This window comes from Pseudomonas boreofloridensis (genome assembly GCF_030580795.1).
Lineage (GTDB): Bacteria > Pseudomonadota > Gammaproteobacteria > Pseudomonadales > Pseudomonadaceae > Aquipseudomonas > Aquipseudomonas boreofloridensis.
The window spans coordinates 82808-103301 of the sequence record NZ_JAUQOQ010000009.1 but is presented as its reverse complement, the minus strand read 5'-3'; the positions used below and the strand labels follow the sequence as shown (position 1 = coordinate 103301).

At 63.7% G+C, this 20494-nt stretch carries 16 protein-coding genes and 4 tRNA genes; 2 read left to right on the top strand and 18 right to left on the bottom strand.

Features of this window, described 5'->3' with window-relative positions; genetic code table 11:
• Positions 1 to 27: 27 nt before the first annotated feature.
• Positions 28 to 2064 carry an NADPH-dependent 2,4-dienoyl-CoA reductase gene (locus Q6A47_RS13130; protein ID WP_304484497.1) on the bottom strand — a complete coding sequence of 679 codons (2037 nt, stop codon included), beginning with the start codon at positions 2062 to 2064 and terminating at the stop codon, positions 28 to 30.
• Between the two features lie 184 nt (positions 2065 to 2248).
• Between Q6A47_RS13130 and Q6A47_RS13125 the strand changes: the two genes are divergently transcribed.
• Positions 2249 to 3367: a nitrilase-related carbon-nitrogen hydrolase gene (locus tag Q6A47_RS13125; RefSeq protein ID WP_304484496.1), complete on the top strand. Its 1119-nt coding sequence runs from the start codon at positions 2249 to 2251 to the stop codon at positions 3365 to 3367.
• A gap of 1 nt (position 3368) precedes the next feature.
• Positions 3369 to 4409, top strand: a complete 1041-nt coding sequence (locus Q6A47_RS13120; protein ID WP_039576360.1) for an AraC family transcriptional regulator — start codon at positions 3369 to 3371, stop codon at positions 4407 to 4409.
• Between the two features lie 187 nt (positions 4410 to 4596).
• Here the strand turns inward: Q6A47_RS13120 and Q6A47_RS13115 are convergent, their stop codons facing one another.
• The 17 genes from Q6A47_RS13115 to asd form a co-directional block, all read right to left on the bottom strand.
• Positions 4597 to 5454 carry a DUF2242 domain-containing protein gene (locus Q6A47_RS13115; RefSeq protein ID WP_304484495.1) on the bottom strand — a complete coding sequence of 286 codons (858 nt, stop codon included), beginning with the start codon at positions 5452 to 5454 and terminating at the stop codon, positions 4597 to 4599.
• A gap of 194 nt (positions 5455 to 5648) precedes the next feature.
• Positions 5649 to 5725: transfer RNA gene (locus Q6A47_RS13110), tRNA-Asp, on the bottom strand.
• 140 nt (positions 5726 to 5865) lie between these two features.
• Positions 5866 to 5942 (bottom strand) — tRNA-Asp (locus Q6A47_RS13105).
• Positions 5943 to 6040: 98 nt separating this feature from the next.
• Positions 6041 to 6117 (bottom strand) — tRNA-Asp (locus Q6A47_RS13100).
• Between the two features lie 78 nt (positions 6118 to 6195).
• Positions 6196 to 6271: transfer RNA gene (locus tag Q6A47_RS13095), tRNA-Val, on the bottom strand.
• 207 nt (positions 6272 to 6478) lie between these two features.
• The gene (locus Q6A47_RS13090) at positions 6479 to 7252 is read right to left on the bottom strand and encodes an SDR family oxidoreductase (protein ID WP_029614187.1); all 774 of its coding nucleotides are present in this window, start codon (positions 7250 to 7252) and stop codon (positions 6479 to 6481) included.
• Complete coding sequence (locus tag Q6A47_RS13085; protein WP_304484494.1) at positions 7249 to 8460, bottom strand: O-succinylhomoserine sulfhydrylase; 1212 nt, start codon at positions 8458 to 8460, stop codon at positions 7249 to 7251. The genes Q6A47_RS13090 and Q6A47_RS13085 overlap by 4 nt, the downstream gene beginning before the upstream one ends.
• 24 nt (positions 8461 to 8484) lie before the next feature.
• Positions 8485 to 9990: an amidophosphoribosyltransferase gene (gene purF / locus Q6A47_RS13080; protein ID WP_295483573.1), complete on the bottom strand. Its 1506-nt coding sequence runs from the start codon at positions 9988 to 9990 to the stop codon at positions 8485 to 8487.
• A 41-nt stretch (positions 9991 to 10031) separates the two neighbouring features.
• Positions 10032 to 10586, bottom strand: coding sequence for a CvpA family protein (locus Q6A47_RS13075; protein ID WP_029614185.1), 555 nt, complete (start codon positions 10584 to 10586; stop codon positions 10032 to 10034).
• 194 nt (positions 10587 to 10780) lie between these two features.
• Positions 10781 to 11464 (bottom strand): SPOR domain-containing protein, encoded by a 684-nt coding sequence (locus tag Q6A47_RS13070; RefSeq protein ID WP_304484493.1) that lies wholly within the window; start codon positions 11462 to 11464, stop codon positions 10781 to 10783.
• On the bottom strand, positions 11448 to 12755 hold the full coding sequence (gene folC, locus Q6A47_RS13065) for a bifunctional tetrahydrofolate synthase/dihydrofolate synthase (RefSeq protein ID WP_304484492.1): 1308 nt from the start codon (positions 12753 to 12755) through the stop codon (positions 11448 to 11450). Before folC ends, Q6A47_RS13070 begins: the two co-directional genes overlap by 17 nt.
• The gene (gene accD / locus Q6A47_RS13060; RefSeq protein WP_029614183.1) at positions 12755 to 13648 is read right to left on the bottom strand and encodes an acetyl-CoA carboxylase, carboxyltransferase subunit beta; all 894 of its coding nucleotides are present in this window, start codon (positions 13646 to 13648) and stop codon (positions 12755 to 12757) included. Before accD ends, folC begins: the two co-directional genes overlap by 1 nt.
• 254 nt (positions 13649 to 13902) lie before the next feature.
• Positions 13903 to 14523 carry a phosphoribosylanthranilate isomerase gene (locus Q6A47_RS13055; protein ID WP_039576348.1) on the bottom strand — a complete coding sequence of 207 codons (621 nt, stop codon included), beginning with the start codon at positions 14521 to 14523 and terminating at the stop codon, positions 13903 to 13905.
• Between the two features lie 59 nt (positions 14524 to 14582).
• Complete coding sequence (gene truA / locus Q6A47_RS13050) at positions 14583 to 15437, bottom strand: tRNA pseudouridine(38-40) synthase TruA (RefSeq protein WP_029614181.1); 855 nt, start codon at positions 15435 to 15437, stop codon at positions 14583 to 14585.
• 95 nt (positions 15438 to 15532) lie between these two features.
• Complete coding sequence (locus Q6A47_RS13045) at positions 15533 to 18148, bottom strand: motility hub landmark protein FimV (protein WP_304484491.1); 2616 nt, start codon at positions 18146 to 18148, stop codon at positions 15533 to 15535.
• A gap of 71 nt (positions 18149 to 18219) precedes the next feature.
• A complete protein-coding gene (locus Q6A47_RS13040; protein WP_304484490.1) occupies positions 18220 to 19224 on the bottom strand; it encodes an aspartate-semialdehyde dehydrogenase in 1005 nt (334 codons plus the stop codon).
• 109 nt (positions 19225 to 19333) lie between these two features.
• Complete coding sequence (asd, locus tag Q6A47_RS13035) at positions 19334 to 20446, bottom strand: aspartate-semialdehyde dehydrogenase (RefSeq protein WP_039576342.1); 1113 nt, start codon at positions 20444 to 20446, stop codon at positions 19334 to 19336.
• Positions 20447 to 20494 lie beyond the last annotated feature (48 nt).

Genomic DNA, 20494 nt, shown 5'->3' with positions numbered 1-20494 from the left:
GCCGCCGGTGCTAACTATGTAGAGCCCTCACAAGGCGGCGGCCAGCCGCGAACCTTGGTCAATGGCGCGCTTGGCGTCGAGTTCGGCGGCCACATCGGCGCCGCCGATCAGGTGTACCGATTGGCCCCTAGCCAGCAACCCGTCATGAAGTTCGCGCAAGGGCTCCTGGCCGGCGCAGACGACCACATTGTCCACCGCCAGCACCTGGGGTTGGCCGTCAGCAATGCGTACGTGCAGGCCTTCGTCGTCGATCTTCAGGTAGTCCACGGCGTTGAGCATCTGCACCTGCTTGTTCTTCAGGCCGGTGCGATGAATCCAGCCGGTGGTCTTGCCCAGGCCGTCGCCGACCTTGCTCTTCTTGCGTTGCAGCAAGTAGACCTGCCGCGCCGGCGCCTGCGGCTTGGGGTGGATCCCCGCTACACCACCCCGGGCGCGCAGATCGGTGTCGATCCCCCATTCGCGCCAGAACGCCTCTCGGTCGAGGCTGGTGGCGGTGCCAGCGTGCACCAGGTACTCGGACACATCGAAGCCGATGCCGCCTGCGCCAATCACCGCCACGCGCTCACCCACCGGCTTGCGCTCAAGCAGCACGTCCAGGTAGCTCAGCACCTTGGCATGCTCGATACCGGGGATGGCCGGGGTGCGCGGGGTAATACCGGTGGCCAGGATCACCTCGTCGAAACCGCCCGCCACCAGGTCGTCGACGCCCACCCGCGTGTTCAAGCGCAGATGCACGCCGGTCTGAGTCAGTTGGTTGGCGAAATAGCGCAGGGTTTCGTTGAACTCCTCTTTGCCCGGCACACGCTTGGCCACGTTGAACTGGCCACCGATCTCAGCTGCCGCGTCGAACAGGGTCACCTGATGACCGCGTTCGGCCGCCACGCTGGCCGCTGCCATTCCAGCGGGACCGGCGCCCACCACGGCGATGCGCTTGGCCACGGGCGCCGGCAGGTAGTTCAGCTCGGTCTCGTGGCAGGCGCGTGGGTTGACCAGGCAACTGGTGAGCTTGCCACCGAAGGTGTGATCCAGGCAGGCCTGGTTGCAGCCGATGCAGGTGTTGATCGCTGCCGCGCGCCCCTGCGCGGCCTTGTTGACGAATTCGGGATCGGCGAGGAAAGGCCTGGCCATGGACACCATGTCGGCGTCGCCCTCGGCCAGTACCCGCTCGGCCACCTCCGGGGTGTTGATGCGATTGGTGGTGATCAACGGGATGCCCACCGCGCCGCGCAGCTTGGCAGTGACCTTGCTGAACGCCGCCCGCGGCACCTTGGTGGCGATAGTCGGGATCCGTGCCTCGTGCCAGCCGATACCGGTGTTGATCAGCGTGGCGCCCGCCTGCTCGATGGCCTTGGCCAGCTGCTCGATTTCCGCCCAGTCGCTGCCACCTTCGACCAAGTCGAGCATCGACAGGCGGAAGATGATGATGAATTCGCGGCCCACCGCTTCGCGCACCCGGCGCACGATCTCCACCGCCAGGCGCATGCGGTTCTCATAGCTGCCACCCCAGCGGTCGGTACGCTGGTTGGTGTGGGCGGCGAGGAACTGATTGATGAAGTAGCCTTCCGAGCCCATCACCTCGACCCCGTCGTAACCTGCGGACTGGGCCAGGCGTGCGCAGTTGACGAAATCGCCTATCTGCTTCTCGATGCCCTCTTCGTCCAGCGCCTTGGGCTTGAACGGGTTGATCGGTGCCTGGATCGCACTCGGGGCGACCTGACGGGGACTGTAGGCGTAGCGTCCGGCGTGCAGGATCTGCAAGCAGATCTTGCCGCCTGCGGCATGCACCGCGTCAGTGACCAGGCGATGCTGTTCGGCCTCCTGTTCGGTGCTGAGCTTGGCGGCACCGGCGTACACGCCGCCTTCGTCATTCGGTGCGATGCCGCCGGTCACCATCAGGCCGACGCCGCCGCGCGCACGCTCGGCAAAATAGGCGGCCATGCGCTCGAAGCCGCCGGGACGCTCTTCCAGGCCGGTGTGCATGGAGCCCATCAGGGTGCGGTTGCGCAGTACAGTGAAGCCCAGGTCGAGAGGGGCCAGCAGGTGGGGATAGTGTTGAGCGGCCATGGAGGTCTCCACAGAGGGCATGATCACGGAATGCGGGCGCCTCGTCCGGGGCCCGTCGGTTGTCTGGCAGTGACATTAAACAGGCGTTTGAACGGGCTCAATGATCGAAACTGACAATTCGTTGATCCTGACGTGCAGCACGACTACCCTAGGACACCGTCCTTTCAAGGTGCCGTATCGCTTCATGCGCAAACTTCTGGCAAGCGCCCTGGCGCTGGTGATGATCGCCGCCCTGTGCGGCTACGCGTTCTGGACCCAGCAGCGCCCGGAAGGCCACTACCTCTCCGACCTGCGCATCGAGCGGGTGCTCGACCAAGGCGTGCCTGGCGATCGTGGCAATCTGCTGGGGATCGAGCCGCTGCTCTACCCTAGCGACTACCAAAACCTCGAACGCCTGCACCGCAAGCTCTCGGCTTACCTGAGTCAAGCCCGTGATCAGGGCCTGGTCAGCTCGCGCACGGTGGTGGTGCTGCCCGAGCACATCGGCACCTGGCTGTGGGCGCGCGGCGAGAAGAACGAGCTGTATCAGGTCACTCGCTTGCGCGACGCCTGGCAATGGCTGGAATTGAGCAACCCCTTGCACTACGGCCTGGCCATGCTGGCCGCGACCGGCGACGACCGTCGCTCAGACGCGCATCTGCGCATGAAGGCGCGGCAGATGGCGACCGACTATCAGCAGCTCTTCGGCGGTCTGGCCCGCGAGTTCGGCGTCACCCTGGTGGCCGGTTCCATCGTGCTGCCAGCGCCCTACGTCGAAGAGGGCCGACTCAAGGTCGGCAGCGGCCCGCTGTACAACAGCAGCCTGGTGTTCGCCAGTGATGGCTCGCCGCTTGGGCAACCGCAGTTGCAGCAGTATGTCGACAGTGAAGCACGGCGTTACATCGATGATGGCCAGTCACGCCCATTGCAGGTGCTGCAGACCCCGGCCGGGCGCCTGGGGGTGCTGGTCGGCAGCGACAGTTGGTACCCGCGCAACCACGAACAACTGGTGCGCCAATCGGCACAATTGATCGCCAACCCCGTATTTCTCAGCGGCAAGGGCAGTTGGCAACAACCGTGGCGGGGCAATCGCCATCAAGCTGCGGCGGCCGAGTTGCCGCTGGCCAAGGGCCAGACCAGCGAAGAGATGGCGTGGCACCAGTTGACCCGAGCGGCCAACCCTGGCCTGCCCAGCCTCAGCGTATTCATGCGTGGACAGTTCTGGGAGCTGGGCAGCGACGGCCAGGGTTTCGCCAACCAGGCAGGCGAGCAGTTGATGGGCCGACCGAGCCCGGGCGCGCGCCTGCTGAACCTGTGGCTGTAGATTGATGCGCGAGCGCGTGCGCCTGGGTGATCTGTCAGTCGGATTCGTCCAGCCTTTGACCCAAGCCATGCGTGAACTGGGCCATGATCCGGCACCCTTGCTACAGCGCTACGGCCTGGATACACCGCGCCTGGATGAGGCCGGGGCACGCCTGTCGATCCCGCGCTACATGCACCTGGGTCATGCGGCGATCGAGCTGTGTGGCGAGCCGGCGCTGGGTCTGCACATGGGCCGCCTCAGCCGGCTGGCGCAGGCAGGCCTGGCCGGCGTGACCGCCGCGCAGGCACCGACCGTGCGCGAAGCGGCGCACACACTGCTGCGTTTCGAGCCACTGTATGCCGCCAACTACAGGGGCAGCTCTGCGTTCATCGAAGACCCACAGGGCGCCTGGCTGCGGTTCTACTCGATCAGCCCCTACAACGCCTATAACCGCTTCGTCGTCGACTCGGTGCTTTCCGGGTGGCTGGCGCAACTGTCAGCCGTAACGGGCACACCCGCCATCGCTGACCGTTTGGAAATCGAGTTCGAAGCGCCTGCGTACTGCGCCCAGTATCAAAGCCTGTGCAGTGCGCCCGTGCAGTTCGATGCCGGCTGCAATCAACTGCACCTTGCACACGAGGTGCTCGATGCGCGCAACCCGCAGCACTGCCCCAGCACCTGGCGACATTTGCTGCAACTGTGCGAAGCCGAGTGGGTACAGCGCACCCGTGTGCGTAGCCTGAGCGAGCGCATCATTCATCTGCTGGGCCCCTTGCTCAGCGGTGGACGCGAGCCTGACTTGGAGCAGGTGTCGCAACAGTTGCACATGCCCAGTTGGACCTTGCGGCGCAAGCTCGCTGAAGAGGGCACGAGTTTCCGCAGCCTGCTCAACGACACACGACGCGACCTCGCGCAGACCTACATCCGCGATACCGCGCTGGCCTTCGGGGAGATCGCCTATCTGTTGGGGTTCGCTTCGGCAGAGGCCTTCCAGCGCGCATTCAAGCGCTGGACGGGCCTGACGCCGGGGGAGTTTCGCCGCCAGCAGCGGCGAATGGGTTAAAGCTCGGTGGCATCTTCTGCCTGCTCGGGGATGTCCAGTTCGTACGCCTGGAACTCAAGCAACTCTTCCTGATAATCGTCCATGGGCCTGCGTCCTCTCGCTCATCTTCTCGTCTGTGGCCGTCACGCTAAGCGGGCCAGGTTAAAACATCATGACAAACATATGAGCGAGGACATCAGCGAGAGGTTCACTCGCTCTGTTGCAGCGGTGCGGTCTGCTCGTCGCTGGCGGGCGCTGGAGACTGCACCTGGAGGGGCGCGGGATCGGCCGGCGGCGCCACGGGCTGGGAACCTTGACTGTCGTCGAGGGCTGGGGCTGCCGAGGTCTGATTCGCCGTAGGCACAGGTACAGGCTCGACTGGACTTTGCGGGACCGCCTGGACAGGGCTGACCGGTGCCGCCGCGGCTGCCGGAGGATTGGCCGGCGTCAGCCCCGCGGGCTCCGGCAGTCCCAACGCCTGCGCAGGTTGTTGCGCCTTTGGTGCCTCGGCCTGCGGCTCGAGCCTGCTCGACGTGCGCGGCTTGGGCAGGTAGTTCTCCACCAACGCGAAATAGCGGTCGTAGAACTGCGGCGAGGACACCGTTTCGCTGGCGACCTTGACCATGGAATCGTCGGTGGAGCCGATAGGCATCGACAACGAGCCCAGCACGCCCACACCGACACTGGCCGAGGTGTTGGATTTCTTCAGGGCGTAGCGGTCCTGCAAGGCGTTGGCGAAGATGGTCGAGCGCTGCTCGTCGTTGCTGTCCGGCACGCAGGTGATGTTGAAGCTGATCTGCAGATGGTTCTCGGCGTTCTGCTGGAAACTCTTGTTGCCTGCCACCTGATTGGCATCGCTGCTGGTGATGATGTAGCCCTGGCTCAGCAAGGCTCGGCGCGCTGCCTCGCATGAACCGGCCTCCCCCACCGCGAAGGTGCGCGAGAAGGTGCCTGAGTCGGCGAAGTTTTCATGCTCGTAGACCGCTGCCTTCTTCGTGGCGCAGCCGGCGAGGCCCGCCAGCGTCAGGGCCAGCCCGAGCGCTACGCAGACGTTAGATCTGGACATTGTCGATTCCGGGTAAACGAATGGGGCGTATTGTGCAACACATCCCTCGATGGCAGGAACCGCCGGTCGATGAAGATGCGTTCAGCATCGCACCTGCAAGGTTTTGGCCAGGCCTCTAATGGCAGGCACAAAAAAAGCGACCCTCAGGTCGCTTGATTTGAGCTTCGAGGCGTTCAGTGACCTCGAGGCGAGTATGGCGCAGCGGACGGGACTCGAACCCGCGACCCCCGGCGTGACAGGCCGGTATTCTAACCGACTGAACTACCGCTGCGTATCGCACAGGCCATGGCCTGTTTGAAACTGGGATCTGCTCGCCGGCGCAAGACGCTGGCGTTGCAGGCACAAAAAAGGCGACTCGTTTCATCGCCTTGATTGCCGCCTCGAAGAGTTCTAGGGCTTCGAAGCATAAGATGGCGCAGCGGACGGGACTCGAACCCGCGACCCCCGGCGTGACAGGCCGGTATTCTAACCGACTGAACTACCGCTGCGTATCTCACAGGCCGAGGCCTGCTTGAAACTAGGATCTGGCCTTAAGGATTTGCCTTATGACCACGGACCGGTGAATCTCACCCATCCGTTGAAGAAGTGGCGCAGCGGACGGGACTCGAACCCGCGACCCCCGGCGTGACAGGCCGGTATTCTAACCGACTGAACTACCGCTGCGCATAGTGGACTTGCGTCCTGTTCCTCTCTGCTGGAAAGCTTCGTTGGAAGCGTTCCGGTCCAGGAACTCTCAGGAAGTGGTGGGTGATGACGGGATCGAACCGCCGACCCTCTGCTTGTAAGGCAGATGCTCTCCCGGCTGAGCTAATCACCCCCGCGATGTTGCTTGTTGCGTTTGCTTCGCTGAGGCCGCGAAATTTACGCAGGTGCCGAAGCTAAGTCAATAGCCCTGTTGAGTTTTTTTTCAAAAACAGCGGAAAGCTTCAAGCCGCAAGTGGCGAGAAAAAGCCTGATCGCATGTGAACGCGCCGGCAGGCTCGACAGCGCTCCTACTTGTAGCTTGCCGCTTAAAACTTGCCGCTCAGTTGTAGATCATCTTGCGGGTCATGCCGCCGTCGACCACGAACTCCTGGCCGGTGACGAAGCTAGCCTGACGCGACAGCAACCAGGCCACCAGCGCAGCCACATCCTCCACGGTCCCTACCCGACCTGCCGGGTGCTGGGCGTGGTCGGCGTCGCTCAAAGGCTCGGCGCGGCGCTGCGACGGGTCGCGTGCGTCAATCCAGCCGGGGCTCACCGCGTTGACGCGAATCTCCGGCGCCAGGCTGATGGCCAAGGCATGGGTCAGGGCAACCAGGCCACCCTTGCTCGCGGCATAGGCTTCGGTATCCGGTTCAGACTGACGGGCGCGGGTCGATGCCAAGTTGACGATCGAACCGCCGTGGGCACGCAGGTACGGTGCACAATGCTTGGCCAGCAGCATCGCACCGCTGAGGTTGACCGCCAGCACCCGGTTCCACTGCGCCAGGCTGAGGCTTTCCAAAGTGTGGTTGTGGGGATTGGCGATGGCCGCGTTGCACACCAGCGCATCCAGACGACCGAACTGGCCGAGCACCTCGGCGACGCCCGCGATGACCTGGGCCTCGTCGGCCACATCCATGGCGATGAACCAGGCATTGCTGCCCAGTGCCTTGGCCACCTTGGCGCCGCGTGGGCGATCCAGGTCGGTGAGCACCACTTGCCAGCCTTCGCAGATCAGCCAGGCGGCGATGCCCAGACCAATGCCGCGCGCGGCCCCGGTCACCAGGGCGACCCGACCGTTGTGGTCGGGCGCCTCACCTGGCCAGTCGATCACAGCGCGGCCAGGCCGCGGGCGAGATCGGCCTGCAGATCGGCCACGTCTTCCAGCCCCACGGCCACGCGAATGAGGCTGTCACGAATACCGGCAGCTTCGCGCTCCTGTGGCGTCAGGCGACCATGGGAAGTGGTTGCCGGATGGGCAATGGTGGTCTTGCTGTCACCCAGGTTGGTGGTGATGGAGATCACCCGAGTGGCGTCGATGAAGCGCCAGGCGCCCTCTTTGCCACCCTTGACCTCGAAGCTGACGACCGCGCCGAAGCCACTCATCTGCCGTTTGGCCAACTCATGCTGGGGATGGCTGGGCAGACCCGCGTAATGCACTTTCTCGATACCGTCCTGGCGCTCCAGCCATTCGGCCAAGGCCTGAGCGCTCTCGCAGTGCGCACGCATGCGCAGCTTGAGCGTCTCCAGGCCCTTGGTGAAGATCCACGCATTGAAGGGGCTGAGCGTCGGGCCTGCGGTGCGCAGGAAACCCACCACTTCCTTCATCTGCTCGGCACGCCCGGCTACCGCACCACCCATGCAACGGCCCTGGCCGTCGATGAACTTGGTCGCGGAATGGAAGACGATATCGGCGCCCAGCTTCAGAGGCTGCTGCAGCGCTGGCGTGCTGAAGCAGTTGTCCACCACCAGCATCGCATCACCGGCGTGGGCGATATCGGCCAGCGCGCGGATATCCACCAGCTCGGCCAGTGGATTGGACGGCGACTCGACGATCAACAGCTTGGTGTTGGTCTTCAGCGCACTCTTCCAGGCACCCAGGTCGACCAGCGGCACGTAGTCCACCTGCAGGCCGAAACGCTTGAAGTACTTCTCGAACAAGCTGATGGTCGAGCCAAAGACACTCTGCGACACCAGCACATGATCGCCAGCGCTGCACAGCGACATGACCACGGCCAGAATCGACGCCATGCCCGTGGAGGTAGCCACGGCCTGCTCGGCCCCCTCCATCGCCGCCAGGCGCTCCTCGAAGGCGCGCACCGTCGGGTTGGTGTAGCGCGAATAGACGTTACCTGGCGTTTCACCAGAAAACCGCGCAGCCGCATCGGCCGCGGTGCGGAATACATAGCTGGAGGTCAGGAACAGCGCTTCGCTGTGCTCGGCCTCAGGCGTCCGGTGCTGGCCGGCGCGCACTGCCAGGGTGTCGAAACCGACACCCTCCAAGTCGCTGTCCAGCCGTCCGGCCTCCCATTGATCCGTCATGCTGTACTCCTCACAAAGTGCAGATCAGTTGTTGTACAGGTCGATGATCGCGCTGACGGCCTGGGTCTTGACCTTGGCAGCGTCATTGCGCGCCTGTTCGATCCGCTCCAGGTAGACGTCGTCGATGTCGCCGGTGACGTACTCACCGTTGAACACCGCGCAATCGAAATGCTCGATCTTGATCTTGCCGCCACCGACCGAGTCGATCAGGTCCGGGAGGTCCTGATAGATCAGCCAGTCGGCGCCGATCAACTCGGCCACCTGTTCAGTGGTACGGTTGTGGGCGATCAGCTCGTGAGCGCTCGGCATGTCGATGCCGTAGACGTTGGGGTAGCGTACAGCGGGCGCTGCGGAGCAGAAGTAGACATTCTTCGCCCCGGCCTCGCGGGCCATCTGGATGATCTGTTTGCAGGTGGTGCCGCGCACGATCGAGTCGTCCACCAGCATCACGTTCTTGCCACGGAATTCCAATTCGATGGCATTGAGCTTCTGCCGTACCGACTTCTTGCGTGCCGCCTGGCCAGGCATGATGAAGGTGCGGCCGATGTAACGGTTCTTGACGAAGCCTTCACGGAATTTCACGCCCAGGTGGTTGGCCAGTTCCAGGGCTGCGGTGCGGCTGGTGTCCGGAATCGGGATGACGACGTCGATGTCGTGCTCGGGGCGCTCGCGACGGATCTTGTCGGCCAGCTTCTCACCCATGCGCAGACGCGCCTTGTACACCGACACGCCATCCATGATGGAGTCGGGGCGGGCCAGGTAGACGTGCTCGAAGATGCACGGTTGCAACAGGGGGGCATCAGCGCACTGCTTGGTGTGCATCTGTCCGTCTTCGGTGATGTACACCGCTTCGCCCGGCGCCAGGTCGCGGATCAGGGTAAAGCCCAGCACGTCCAGGGCCACGCTTTCGGAGGCAATCATGTACTCGACGCCTTCGTCGGTGTGGCGCTGGCCGAAGACCACCGGACGAATGCCGTTGGGGTCACGGAAACCGACGATACCGTAGCCGGTGATCATCGCCACCACGGCGTAGCCACCGACACAGCGGCTGTGCACATGGGACACCGCCGCGAACACATCGTCCTCGGTCGGCTGCAGCTTGCCGCGTACGGCCAGCTCGTGGGCAAACACGTTGAGCAGCACTTCCGAGTCGGAGTTGGTGTTGACGTGACGCAGGTCGGACTCGTAGATCTCCTTGGCCAACTGCTCGACGTTGGTCAAATTACCGTTGTGCGCCAAGGTGATGCCGTACGGCGAGTTGACATAGAACGGCTGGGCCTCGGCCGAAGTCGAGCTGCCCGCGGTGGGGTAGCGCACGTGGCCGATGCCCATGTGACCGACCAGGCGCTGCATGTGGCGCTGCTGGAATACATCGCGCACCAGGCCATTATCCTTGCGCAGGAACAACCGGCCATCATGGCTGGTCACGATACCGGCAGCGTCCTGGCCGCGGTGCTGGAGGACCGTTAGCGCGTCATACAGCGCCTGATTGACGTTCGACTTACCGACGATACCGACGATGCCACACATGCGACGCAACCCCTACTTTGATGAAACGGAGTGAAAAGCGCTCAGGGCCGGGAAGGTCCGAGCAACTGTTCCTTGAACGGAAGATCAACCGGTGAGCTGATCCCATTGGACATCCACTGACCCGCGAAGCCCAGGATCAGGTTCTTCGACCAGTCGGCGACCAATAGAAACTGTGGTATCAGGCGTGATTCCTGCCACCACGAATCCTGTTGTACCGGACCCAGGCTGAGCAGCCCGACGGCCACCACCACCAGCAAGCCTCCGCGCGCGGCGCCGAAGGCCATGCCGAGAAAGCGATCGGTGCCGGACAGCCCGGTCACGCGGATCAGCTCGCCGATGAGGAAATTGATCATCGCCCCCACCAGCAGCGTGGCGATGAAGAGAATGGTGCAGCCTGCGATGACCCGTGCCGAAGGCGTCTGGATATAGCTTTCCAGGTACTGCGACAGGGACCCGCCGAACATCCACGCCACCGCGCCGGCAACGATCCAGATGAGCAGGGACAAGGCTTCCTTGACGAAACCGCGCTTGAGACTGATCAGTGAGGAAATGGCGATGATCGCGATGATCGCCCAATCAACCCAGGTAAATGCCACGGTACGGCCTGCAGACGTTTGAGGCGGCGCATTTTAGCAGAGCAAAGGGCGTGGGGTAAGCGGAAAGTCACGCCGTTGCAGGCTTGCAGCTTGACTTCCAAGACAACTTAACAAGCCTCGGCACCCCACCCGCGCGCACAAAAAGGCCCTGTTTGGCCGACGCTTGAGCGCAGGCTGAACAGGGCCGCATGGACTCAACCGCGCTCAGGCTGGAAGCGCACAACGATGCCCTTGAGGCTCTGCTGGCGGTTGATCGTATCGCGTAGACGCTCGGCTTCGGCACGGTCAATGATCGGGCCGACGAATACCCGATTCAGTCCACCGGTGGAGCGAATGTAGGCGTTGTAGCCTTGGCTGCGCAGGGTTTTCTGCAGAGTGTCGGCGCCTGCACGATTGGACAGGCTGGCCAATTGGATCGACCAACTCACCGGCAAACCATTGGCATCGACCTTGGAAGCTGCCGCCGGCTTGCTGGCCGTTGCACTGGCCGCAGGGGGCTGGGCAGCCGGTTGTGCAGCACGACTTTCGACCTTGGCATCGGCAACGGGCGCCTGAGGCTTCGCGGCGGCGGGCTGGGTGTTCTGCGACGGCGACGGCGTGATCGGCTGGCTGGGAGCGCTGGGAGGCGCTGTGGACTCATCGACCACCACCGGCGCCTGCTCGGAAAGATCGGGCAGCGGCTGAGGCTCAGGCACTTGGACCGGCTCGACCTTGACCTCGGACGGGCTTGGCATCGCCGGGGCTTGAGGCACTTCGACATGCACCTGGCGCATCTCGTCCTCACGGGTGAACAGCATGGGCAGGAAGATCACCGCCAGCGCCACCAGCACCAGCGCACCCACCATGCGCTGCTTCATTCCCTTATCCAGCACTGCCATCTACTCCATCCTCCAGGGCCTGCCGCTCAAGCCATTCAAGGGCCTGGCCGACGCAGAAAAACGAACCGAACAGCAGGATCTGGTCATCTGCCGTTGCCTGCGCACATTGCCCCTCGAGGGCAGCGGCGACACTGGCATATGACTTCACCGTCGCGCCGTGGTTCGTCAAGGCCATGGCAAGCTCCTGCCCGGTGCGACTGCGCGGCGTCTCAAGCGGCGCCACCGCCCAGGAGTCGACCAGTGGCAGCAACGGCGCGACCACGCCCTCGAGATCTTTGTCCGCCAGCAGCCCGAACACCGCCAGGCGGCGCCCGGAGACAGGCCGGGTGGCCAAGCGGCGTGCCAGGTACTCGGCAGCATGGGGGTTGTGGCCGACATCCAGGAGCAATTCCAACCGTTGGCCGCGCCACGTCACCGTGCGACGGTCGAGGCGGCCGGTCATGCGGGTACCCAGCAGCGCCCGGGCGATATCCGACGCAACCCAGGGCAGATCCATCAGCAGGTACGCCTGCACTGCCAGGGCTGCGTTCTCCATCGGCAAGTCGAGCTGGGGCAGATCGACCAACTCCACCGCCTCGCCCCTGAGCGTGGTACCACGCCATTGCCAATGTGCGTCAGTGCTCGCCAGGTCGAAATCGCGCCCGCGCAAGAAGAACGGGCAAGCCAATTCGGACACTTTGTCCAGCAGCGGCTGGGGCGGGTCGAGATCGCCGCACAAGGCTGGCGTGCCTTGCCGGAAGATACCGGCTTTCTCGAAGGCCACCTGCTCCCGGGTATCGCCCAGATAGTCGACATGGTCCACGCCGATGCTGGTCACCAGCGACAGGTCGGCGTCGATCAGGTTGACGGCGTCCAGACGCCCGCCCAGCCCCACTTCGAGCACAACGGCATCCAAGGACGACTGCCTGAACAACCAGAAGGCCGCCAGGGTACCCATCTCGAAATAGGTCAGGGAGATTTCGCCACGCGCGGCCTCTACGGCAGCGAAGGCCCGACACAGGTCACGGTCGCTGGCCTCGTTGCCATCGATCTGTACCCGCTCGTTGTAGCGCACCAGGTGCGGCGAGCTGTAGACACCCACCTTGAGCCCCTGGGCGCGCAACAGCGCGGCGACGAAGGCACAGGTCGAGCCTTTGCCATTGGTGCCGGTTACCGTCACCACTCGCGCAGCCAGGCGCCCCAGGTCGAGGCGCGCCAGCACCTGCCGGCATCGCTCGAGGCCCATGTCGATCGCCGAGGGATGCAGTTGTTCCAGGTAAGCGAGCCACTCACCCAGGGTACGCTCGCTCATCACGCGACGACGGCGGCTTCTTGGGCCTGCTCAGGCGTGGCCTGGCCGGTCATTTGCGCCAGCAGTCGGGCCAGGCGCGGACGCAGTTCCTGACGCGAAATGATCAGGTCGATGGCGCCGTGCTCCAGCAGGAATTCGCTGCGCTGGAAGCCCTCGGGAAGCTTCTCGCGCACGGTCTGCTCGATCACGCGTGGGCCGGCGAAGCCGATCAGCGCCTTGGGCTCGCCGACGATGACGTCGCCCAGCATGGCCAGACTGGCCGATACACCACCGTAGACCGGATCGGTCAGCACCGAAATGAACGGAATGCCTTCTTCACGCAGACGTGCCAGCACCGCAGAGGTCTTGGCCATCTGCATCAGCGAGATCAGCGCTTCCTGCATGCGCGCACCACCCGAGGCGGAGAAGCAGATCATCGGGCAACGGTGTTCCAGCGCATGGTTTGCAGCGCGGACGAACCGTTCACCGACGATGGCGCCCATGGAACCGCCCATGAACGAGAACTCGAAGGCACTGACGACAACCGGAAGACCCATCAGCGTTCCACTGACCGACACCAGGGCATCTTTTTCGCCCGTCTGCTTCTGAGCAGCGGTCAGGCGGTCCTTGTACTTCTTGCCATCACGGAATTTCAGACGGTCGACCGGCTCCAGGTCGGCACCCAATTCGGCACGCCCTTCGGCATCGAGGAAGATATCGATACGCTCACGGGCACCGATGCGCATGTGATGGTTGCACTTGGGGCAGACGTCGAGGGTTTTTTCCAGCTCCGGACGATACAGCACGGCTTCGCAGGATGGGCACTTGTGCCACAGGCCCTCCGGTACCGAGCTCTTCTTCACCTCGGAACGCATGATCGAAGGGATCAGTTTGTCTACCAACCAGTTGCTCATGCTCTATTTCTCCCGTTCCGGCCGGTGGCGGGCTGACTGTCGCCTGCCCTGCCCCGACCCTTGAGCTCAAAATCGTGTTCAAAACGATGATGGACCGGCCAACGGGACCACCCGTTGCACCACTCCACCTTCAACCTGTACGCCGACGCCCGCGGCGCCGCGTGTTCTGATGGCCCGCCCCGCAGGGCCGGCCCGGCAGCATCGCGCTGCGATAGCTATGGACGATGGCGCACGGCCAACCGTCACATCCAAGCTCATGCCAGCCTGACCGCCTCGAGGAAGGCATCGATCTTGCCCGCATCCTTGATGCCCTTGGCCTGTTCGACCCCGCCACTGACATCGACCGCATAGGGTCGAACCTGGCGAATCGCCTGAGCGACGTTACCCGCCGACAATCCTCCGGCCAGAATGATGGGCTTGCTCAGGCCTGCCGGCACCAGCGACCAGTCGAACGCTTCACCCGTACCGCCCGGCACACCCGGCACGTAGGTATCGAGCAGAATGCCGCGGGCGCCATGGTAGTGCTCGCAGGCCGCCTGCAGATCGTCGCCCGGGCGCACGCGCAGCGCTTTGATCCACGGACGATGGTACCCCTCGCAATCGGCCGGTGTTTCATCGCCGTGGAACTGTAGCAGGTCCAGCGGGACCACTTCGAGGATCTCGCTCAGCTCGCAACGCGAAGCATTGACGAACAGGCCCACGGTGGTGACGAAAGGCGGCAGCGCGGCGATGATGGCCCGGGCCTGGCGTACATCCACCGCGCGCGGGCTCTTGGCATAGAACACGAAGCCGATGGCGTCGGCTCCCGCTTCGGCAGCCGCCAGGGCATCCTCGATGCGGGTGATGCCACAGATCTTGGTGCGCACGTTGCTCATGGACGACAACCCTGGGTGATCGGTGAAGGGCCGGATGTTAGCAAATGACGTATCGCCCGTCAGTCGGACAGCGACTCGTAGCCGGTGAGAAAGTGTGGACCGATGTAACGCTGCGGTAGCGCGAACTCGTCCGGGTACTCCACCTGCACCAGATAAAGGCCGTAGGGGTGGGCGGTGACACCGCCTTCGCGCCGATTGCGCCCCTCCAGCACCTGCCGTGCCCACTCCACCGGCCGCTCGCCGGCGCCGATGGTCATCAGCACGCCGGCGATGTTGCGCACCATGTGATGCAGGAAAGCGGTGGCACGTACATCCAGCACGATCATGCGACCGTGGCGCGTCACACGCAGGTGATGGATGTGCTTGATCGGCGACTTCGCCTGACACTGGCTGGCGCGAAACGCGCTGAAGTCATGAGTGCCGAGCAGGTACTCGGCCGCCTGGGCCATCGCGGCGATGTCCAGCGGGCGATGATTCCAGGTCACTTCCTCGGCGAGGTGCGCCGGACGGATCGGATCGTTGTAGATCACGTAGCGGTAGCGCCGAGCGGTCGCCTTGAATCGTGCGTGAAAGTGCGCAGGCATTGGCCGCGCCCAGACCACACTGATGTCGTGGGGCAGGTTGAAATTGCTGCCCAAGGTCCAGGCGCGCTCGTCGCGCACCGCGCACGTGTCGAAGTGCACCACTTGACCACAACCGTGCACACCGGCATCGGTGCGCCCGGCGCACACCACGCTGATCGGCGCGTCGGCGACCTTCGACAACGCCTGCTCCAGCGCCTGCTGGACACTGGGCACGCCGCTGGCCTGACGCTGCCAGCCGCGATAGCGCGACCCTTTGTATTCCACGCCCAGGGCGATGCGCGAGTAGCCTTCGGCGGCCGACTCGGCCGCCTCGATGTCGTTGATGTCCAAGAAAGCCAAACCTGTGGAGCTGATCGAAAGGCGGCCATTATAAAGAAAACGGCAGCCCACTGGGCTGCCGTCATCCACCTCAAGCACGCTGCCTGTCAGACCAGACGCGAGAGCATGTCCTCGGCTTCCTGACGCTGGGTATCGTCACCATCCTTGACCACTTCATCGAGGATGTCGCGGGCCCCCTGATGGTCCCCCATATCGATGTAGGCACGCGCCAGGTCCAGCTTGGTCGCCACCTCATCGGTCCCGGAGAAGAAATCGAAATCCAGGTCGTCCAGGGCTTCGGGCTCGAGCGCCGCATCCTCGGCGGTGAAATGCGGTTCCAGCGAAGGCGACGCCAGACTCTGCGAAAGCTTGTCCAGTTCGGCGTTGACATCATCGAGCTCAGACGCGAAATGCTTGTCGGCGGGTGTTGCGTCATCCAGCGACAACGACAGGTCGAAGTCCTCCGGCAGTTCCAGTTCGGAAATCGGATCGAACTCAGGAATCTCGTCGAACGCCGCAAGCTCGGCAGCGACATCAACGGGCGTCTCGCTGTCTGCGGCTGGCGTGGCAGCAGCAGGCTCACCGACATCCAGGTCGAAGTCCGCCAGATCATCCAGTGGCTGCGGCTGAGCCTGCGCCTGAGCCTGCGCCAGCAGCGCCTCGAAATCGTCGTCTGCGCCGCTCTGCATCTGGTCGGCCTGCGGTGCTTCTGGGGCGTCGAGCACCGGCGCGTCGAGCGGCTCGTCCAACAGCAGGTCGTCATCCAGGCTCAGGTCGAAGTCGTCGCCCAAATCCGGCGTGGCCGTGATGGATTCGACGTCAGCTTCGCTCGCGTCCTGCGGCGCGGGCTCGACGGCTTGCACGGGCTCAGGCTGCGCCTCGACTAGCGGCTCTGGGTCCTGCAACAGCTCCTGGACATATTGCTCATCCTGCTCTGCTGCCAAAGCGGCGGCTCCGAGCCCGACGGCTGCCGTCGCAGCCACGACGGCAACCATGGCCGGGTAACGCTGCTTGATGCCTTCGACTTCACCCTGATTCTCCGGGGTGTCGGCCAACTGGTGCTCCTGCTCGGCAAAGGCGTGTTGATCGCCTTGACGCGCATAGACCTCCATCAACTTCAGGCGCAGGTCGCTGCGCTGCGGCTCAGCAGCCACAATAGGTTCAAGCAGGCTAGCGGCGTGGTTCAGACGCCCCTTGGCGACACTGTCATCGACCTCGGCCAACAGTGCGGCATAGCGATCGGCAACCACAGGCGCACTGGCAGCGACCGGCTTCTCAGCCGCGGCGGCGGCCGCTGCAGAGGCCGCCACCACCGCCGGCGACAGGGTCACCGTGGGGGCAGACACGTCCAGGCCATCGAAGCTGCCTGGCGGCAAGTCTGGGTCCGGCCCGCGCTCATCGTCCTCGGCCAGCGCCCGCGCCATGCGCAGATGTTTTTCCGCCTCTTGCTGCGCCTTGCGCTTGCGCGCCAGAAGCAGCAGCAACAGCAGCAGGACCAGGAACGCCGAACCGGCCAACAGTCCCAGCAACAACGGATTACCCAGCAGATCGTCGAGCATGCTCGGTTCGGTCTGGGGCTGGGCAGCGGTCTCTGGCTCCGGCACCGGCGCGGTGTCGACCGCAGCCGGAGGGGGTACGACCACAGGTTCGGCCGGCGTCAGTTGGGCATTCACCGCAGGCTCGACCGGCGGCGGCGCTACCGTAGCGGCCGGCGCCGCGTCACCTTGAGCCTGCAGACGCGCCAGTTGATCATTCTTCAGTTCGATCAGGCGCTGCAGCTTGTCCAACTGGCTTTGCAGATCGGTCATTCGACTCTGCAGTTCTTCGTTGTCACGGCGACTGGTATCCAGGCTCTCCTGAGCGACCGCCAATTTGTCGCTGAGGGCCTTGGCGTCATTCGCAGCACCTTGGTTATTCGGTGAGACCAGGCGCAGGTTATCGCCTTGGGCAATCCGTGCCGGGGCAGCATCGGCGGCGCCACGACGGGTCGCGTCCAATTGCCGAGCGCGAGGCCCCAGGCGCCGTCCTTCGCGCCAGGCGGCGTACTGTTCGGCCACCTCACGAATCGCTTCGCCCTGGGGGATGGCGCGGATCTGCTGCTGATCCGGCAGGCGCAGCACCTGGCCGGTCTTGAGCTGGTTGATGTTGTTACCGATGAAGGCGTCAGGATTCAAAGCCTGGATCGCCAGCATGGTTTGTTGAATCGAGCCACCCTGGGTATTGCGCGCAGCGATTTGCCAGAGCGTGTCACGCTGACGGGTGGTGTAGCTGCCCGCAGTGGTCGCCGGGTTGACGGTTCCCTGCGCTGGCGCGGCAGTGGCAGCTTGCGGCGCGTCGAGCGCAACGCTGTAGTCACGCAGCAGGCGCCCTTGCGGCCACATCACTTGCACCAGAAACTTGATGACAGGCTCGGGCAGCGGCTTGCTGGAGGTGACACGCAGCACGCTGCGGCCGTTGGGGTTGATCACCGGGGTGAAGCTCAGGTCCTGCAGATAGGCCGGTAGCGTCACGCCAGCCTTGGCGAACTCCTCGGCGGGCGCCAGGCTAGGCGCCACCTCCGCAGGGGTCAGGTCGCGTACATCGAGCAGCTCGATCTCGGCGTCCAGCGGCTGGTTCTGCGCCGACTTGAGGGTCAGCTCGCCAAGACCGAGTGCATTGGCCATGCCGGACGACAGCGCCGAAGCGGCCGCGATAGCCAGAACCAATTTGCGAATTCGAAGCATGGACCTGTTCCCTTGTATGAATCGTCCCCAATACCTGCCAGGCGTAGGACAAATGTGCTGGCCAGTATCTTTTACGCCATTTTTTTAATCAACAATTGCGCCAATTGTACGGCGTTGAGGGCCGCGCCCTTGCGCACGTTGTCGGTCGTCAACCACAGATCGAGTTGGTGATCCGCGTCGATTCCCTGGCGTACACGACCAACATAGACCACGTCCTGCCCCACTGCGTCACCCACTGGCGTCGGATAATCGTCATTCTCCACGCGTTCGACGCTGGCAGCGCCATCCAGCGCCAGCTTGACCACCTGCACATCCACGGGAATTCGGCTTTGTACGGACACACTGAAGCTATCGCCGAAAAACACTGGGACTTGAACGCAGCTCACAGAAATCTTCAGCTCAGGCAGCCCCAACAGCACGCGACTCTCACTGACCAAGCGCCGCTCCAGGGTGCCGTGCCCCTGCTCATCGGTAGCGCCCACTTGCGCCAGCAGGTTGAACGCCACCTGCCGATCGAAGAAGCGCGGCTCGAGAGGGCGTGCGTTGAGCAACTCGGCAGTCTGTCTGGCCAGTTCGTTCACGGCCTCGCGTCCCTGCGACGACACGGCCAGGCAGGCCATGACCTGAATTCGCTCGATATCGAGCACACCTCGAAGCGGTGCCAGCGCCACCGCCAAGGCGATCGCACCGCTGCTCGGGCTCGACACCACTACGGGCAGCTTTAGCCCGTCCAGCGCCTCAGGGTTGGCCTCCGGTACGATGCTCAACGCCTCTTCGAGCCCGCCAGAGAGGTCGATCACCGAACACCCAGCCTCACGCGCCTTACTCGCAAAACTGCGGCTCACCGCCGCACCAGCGGCGAAGAACGCCAGCTTGACCTGAGCAAAATCGAAACTGTCGACTTCGCGCACACGGACCTTCTTGCCGGCGAACATCACACTGCTGCCCGCTGACTCCATGCTCGCCAACAAATGCAGGGTTGCCACTGGAAACTGAAGCTCCTCGAGGATCTGCACCAGGGCTTCACCGACACTGCCGGTGGCGCCGACGACGGCGATATCTAAGGCTTGGCTCATGCTTTGAATCCTTGTACGGGAACGGCGGGAGCGGCACTGTACTTGATTGACGGACAAACAAAAAACCCGTGCGGTTGCCCGGCACGGGTTTTTCGACACGCCGAAGCGATCAACGCTCCAGAAGAATCCGCAGCATGCGGCGCAGCGGTTCGGCTGCGCCCCACAGCAGTTGGTCGCCGACTGTGAATGCCCCAAGGTACTGCGAGCCCATGTTCAGCTTGCGCAGACGGCCAACCGGAACGTTCAGGGTGCCAGTGACCTGAGTCGGACTCAGTTCCTGCATGCTGATCTCGCGCTGATTGGGTACCAACTTAACCCACGGATTGTGCTGGCTGATCATGCCTTCGATATCGGCCAGCGGCACATCCTTGTTCAGCTTGATGGTCAGTGCCTGGCTGTGGCAACGCATGGCGCCGATCCGCACGCAGATGCCGTCGACCGGAATCGGGCTTTTGAAGCGACCGAGAATCTTGTTGGTTTCGGCCTGGGCCTTCCATTCCTCACGGCTCTGACCGTTGGGCAATTCCTTGTCGATCCACGGAATCAGGCTACCGGCCAGCGGCACACCGAAGTTTTCGGTGGGGAAGCCATCACCGCGCATGGTCTCGGCGACCTTGCGGTCGATGTCGAGAATGGCACTGGCGGGATTGGCCAGTTCGTCCGCTACCGCGGCATGGATACCGCCCATCTGCCGGATCAGCTCACGCATGTTCTGCGCGCCTGCACCGGAGGCTGCCTGGTAGGTCATGGCGCTCATCCACTCCACCAGACCGGCCTCGAACAGCCCGCCCAAGCCCATCAGCATCAGACTGACGGTGCAGTTGCCGCCGATGTAGTTCTTGGTGCCAGCGTCCAGTTGATGGTCGATGACCTTGCGGTTGACCGGGTCGAGAATGATGACTGCATCGTCCTGCATGCGCAGGGACGACGCGGCGTCGATCCAGTAGCCTTGCCAGCCTGCTTCGCGCAGCTTGGGGAAGACTTCGTTGGTGTAGTCGCCACCCTGGCAGGTCAGGATCACGTCGAGGGTCTTGAGCTCTTCGATCGAATAGGCGTCCTTGAGCGGCGCCGTATCCTTGCCCACGTTCGGGCCCTGGCCGCCGACATTGGAGGTGGTGAAGAACACCGGCTCGATAAGGTCGAAGTCCTGCTCTTCCAGCATCCGCTGCATGAGCACGGAACCGACCATACCGCGCCAACCGATCAGACCTACACGTTTCATCGCAACTACACCTTTGCTAAAAAGTGGGCCACCGTCGAGGGGAAACGA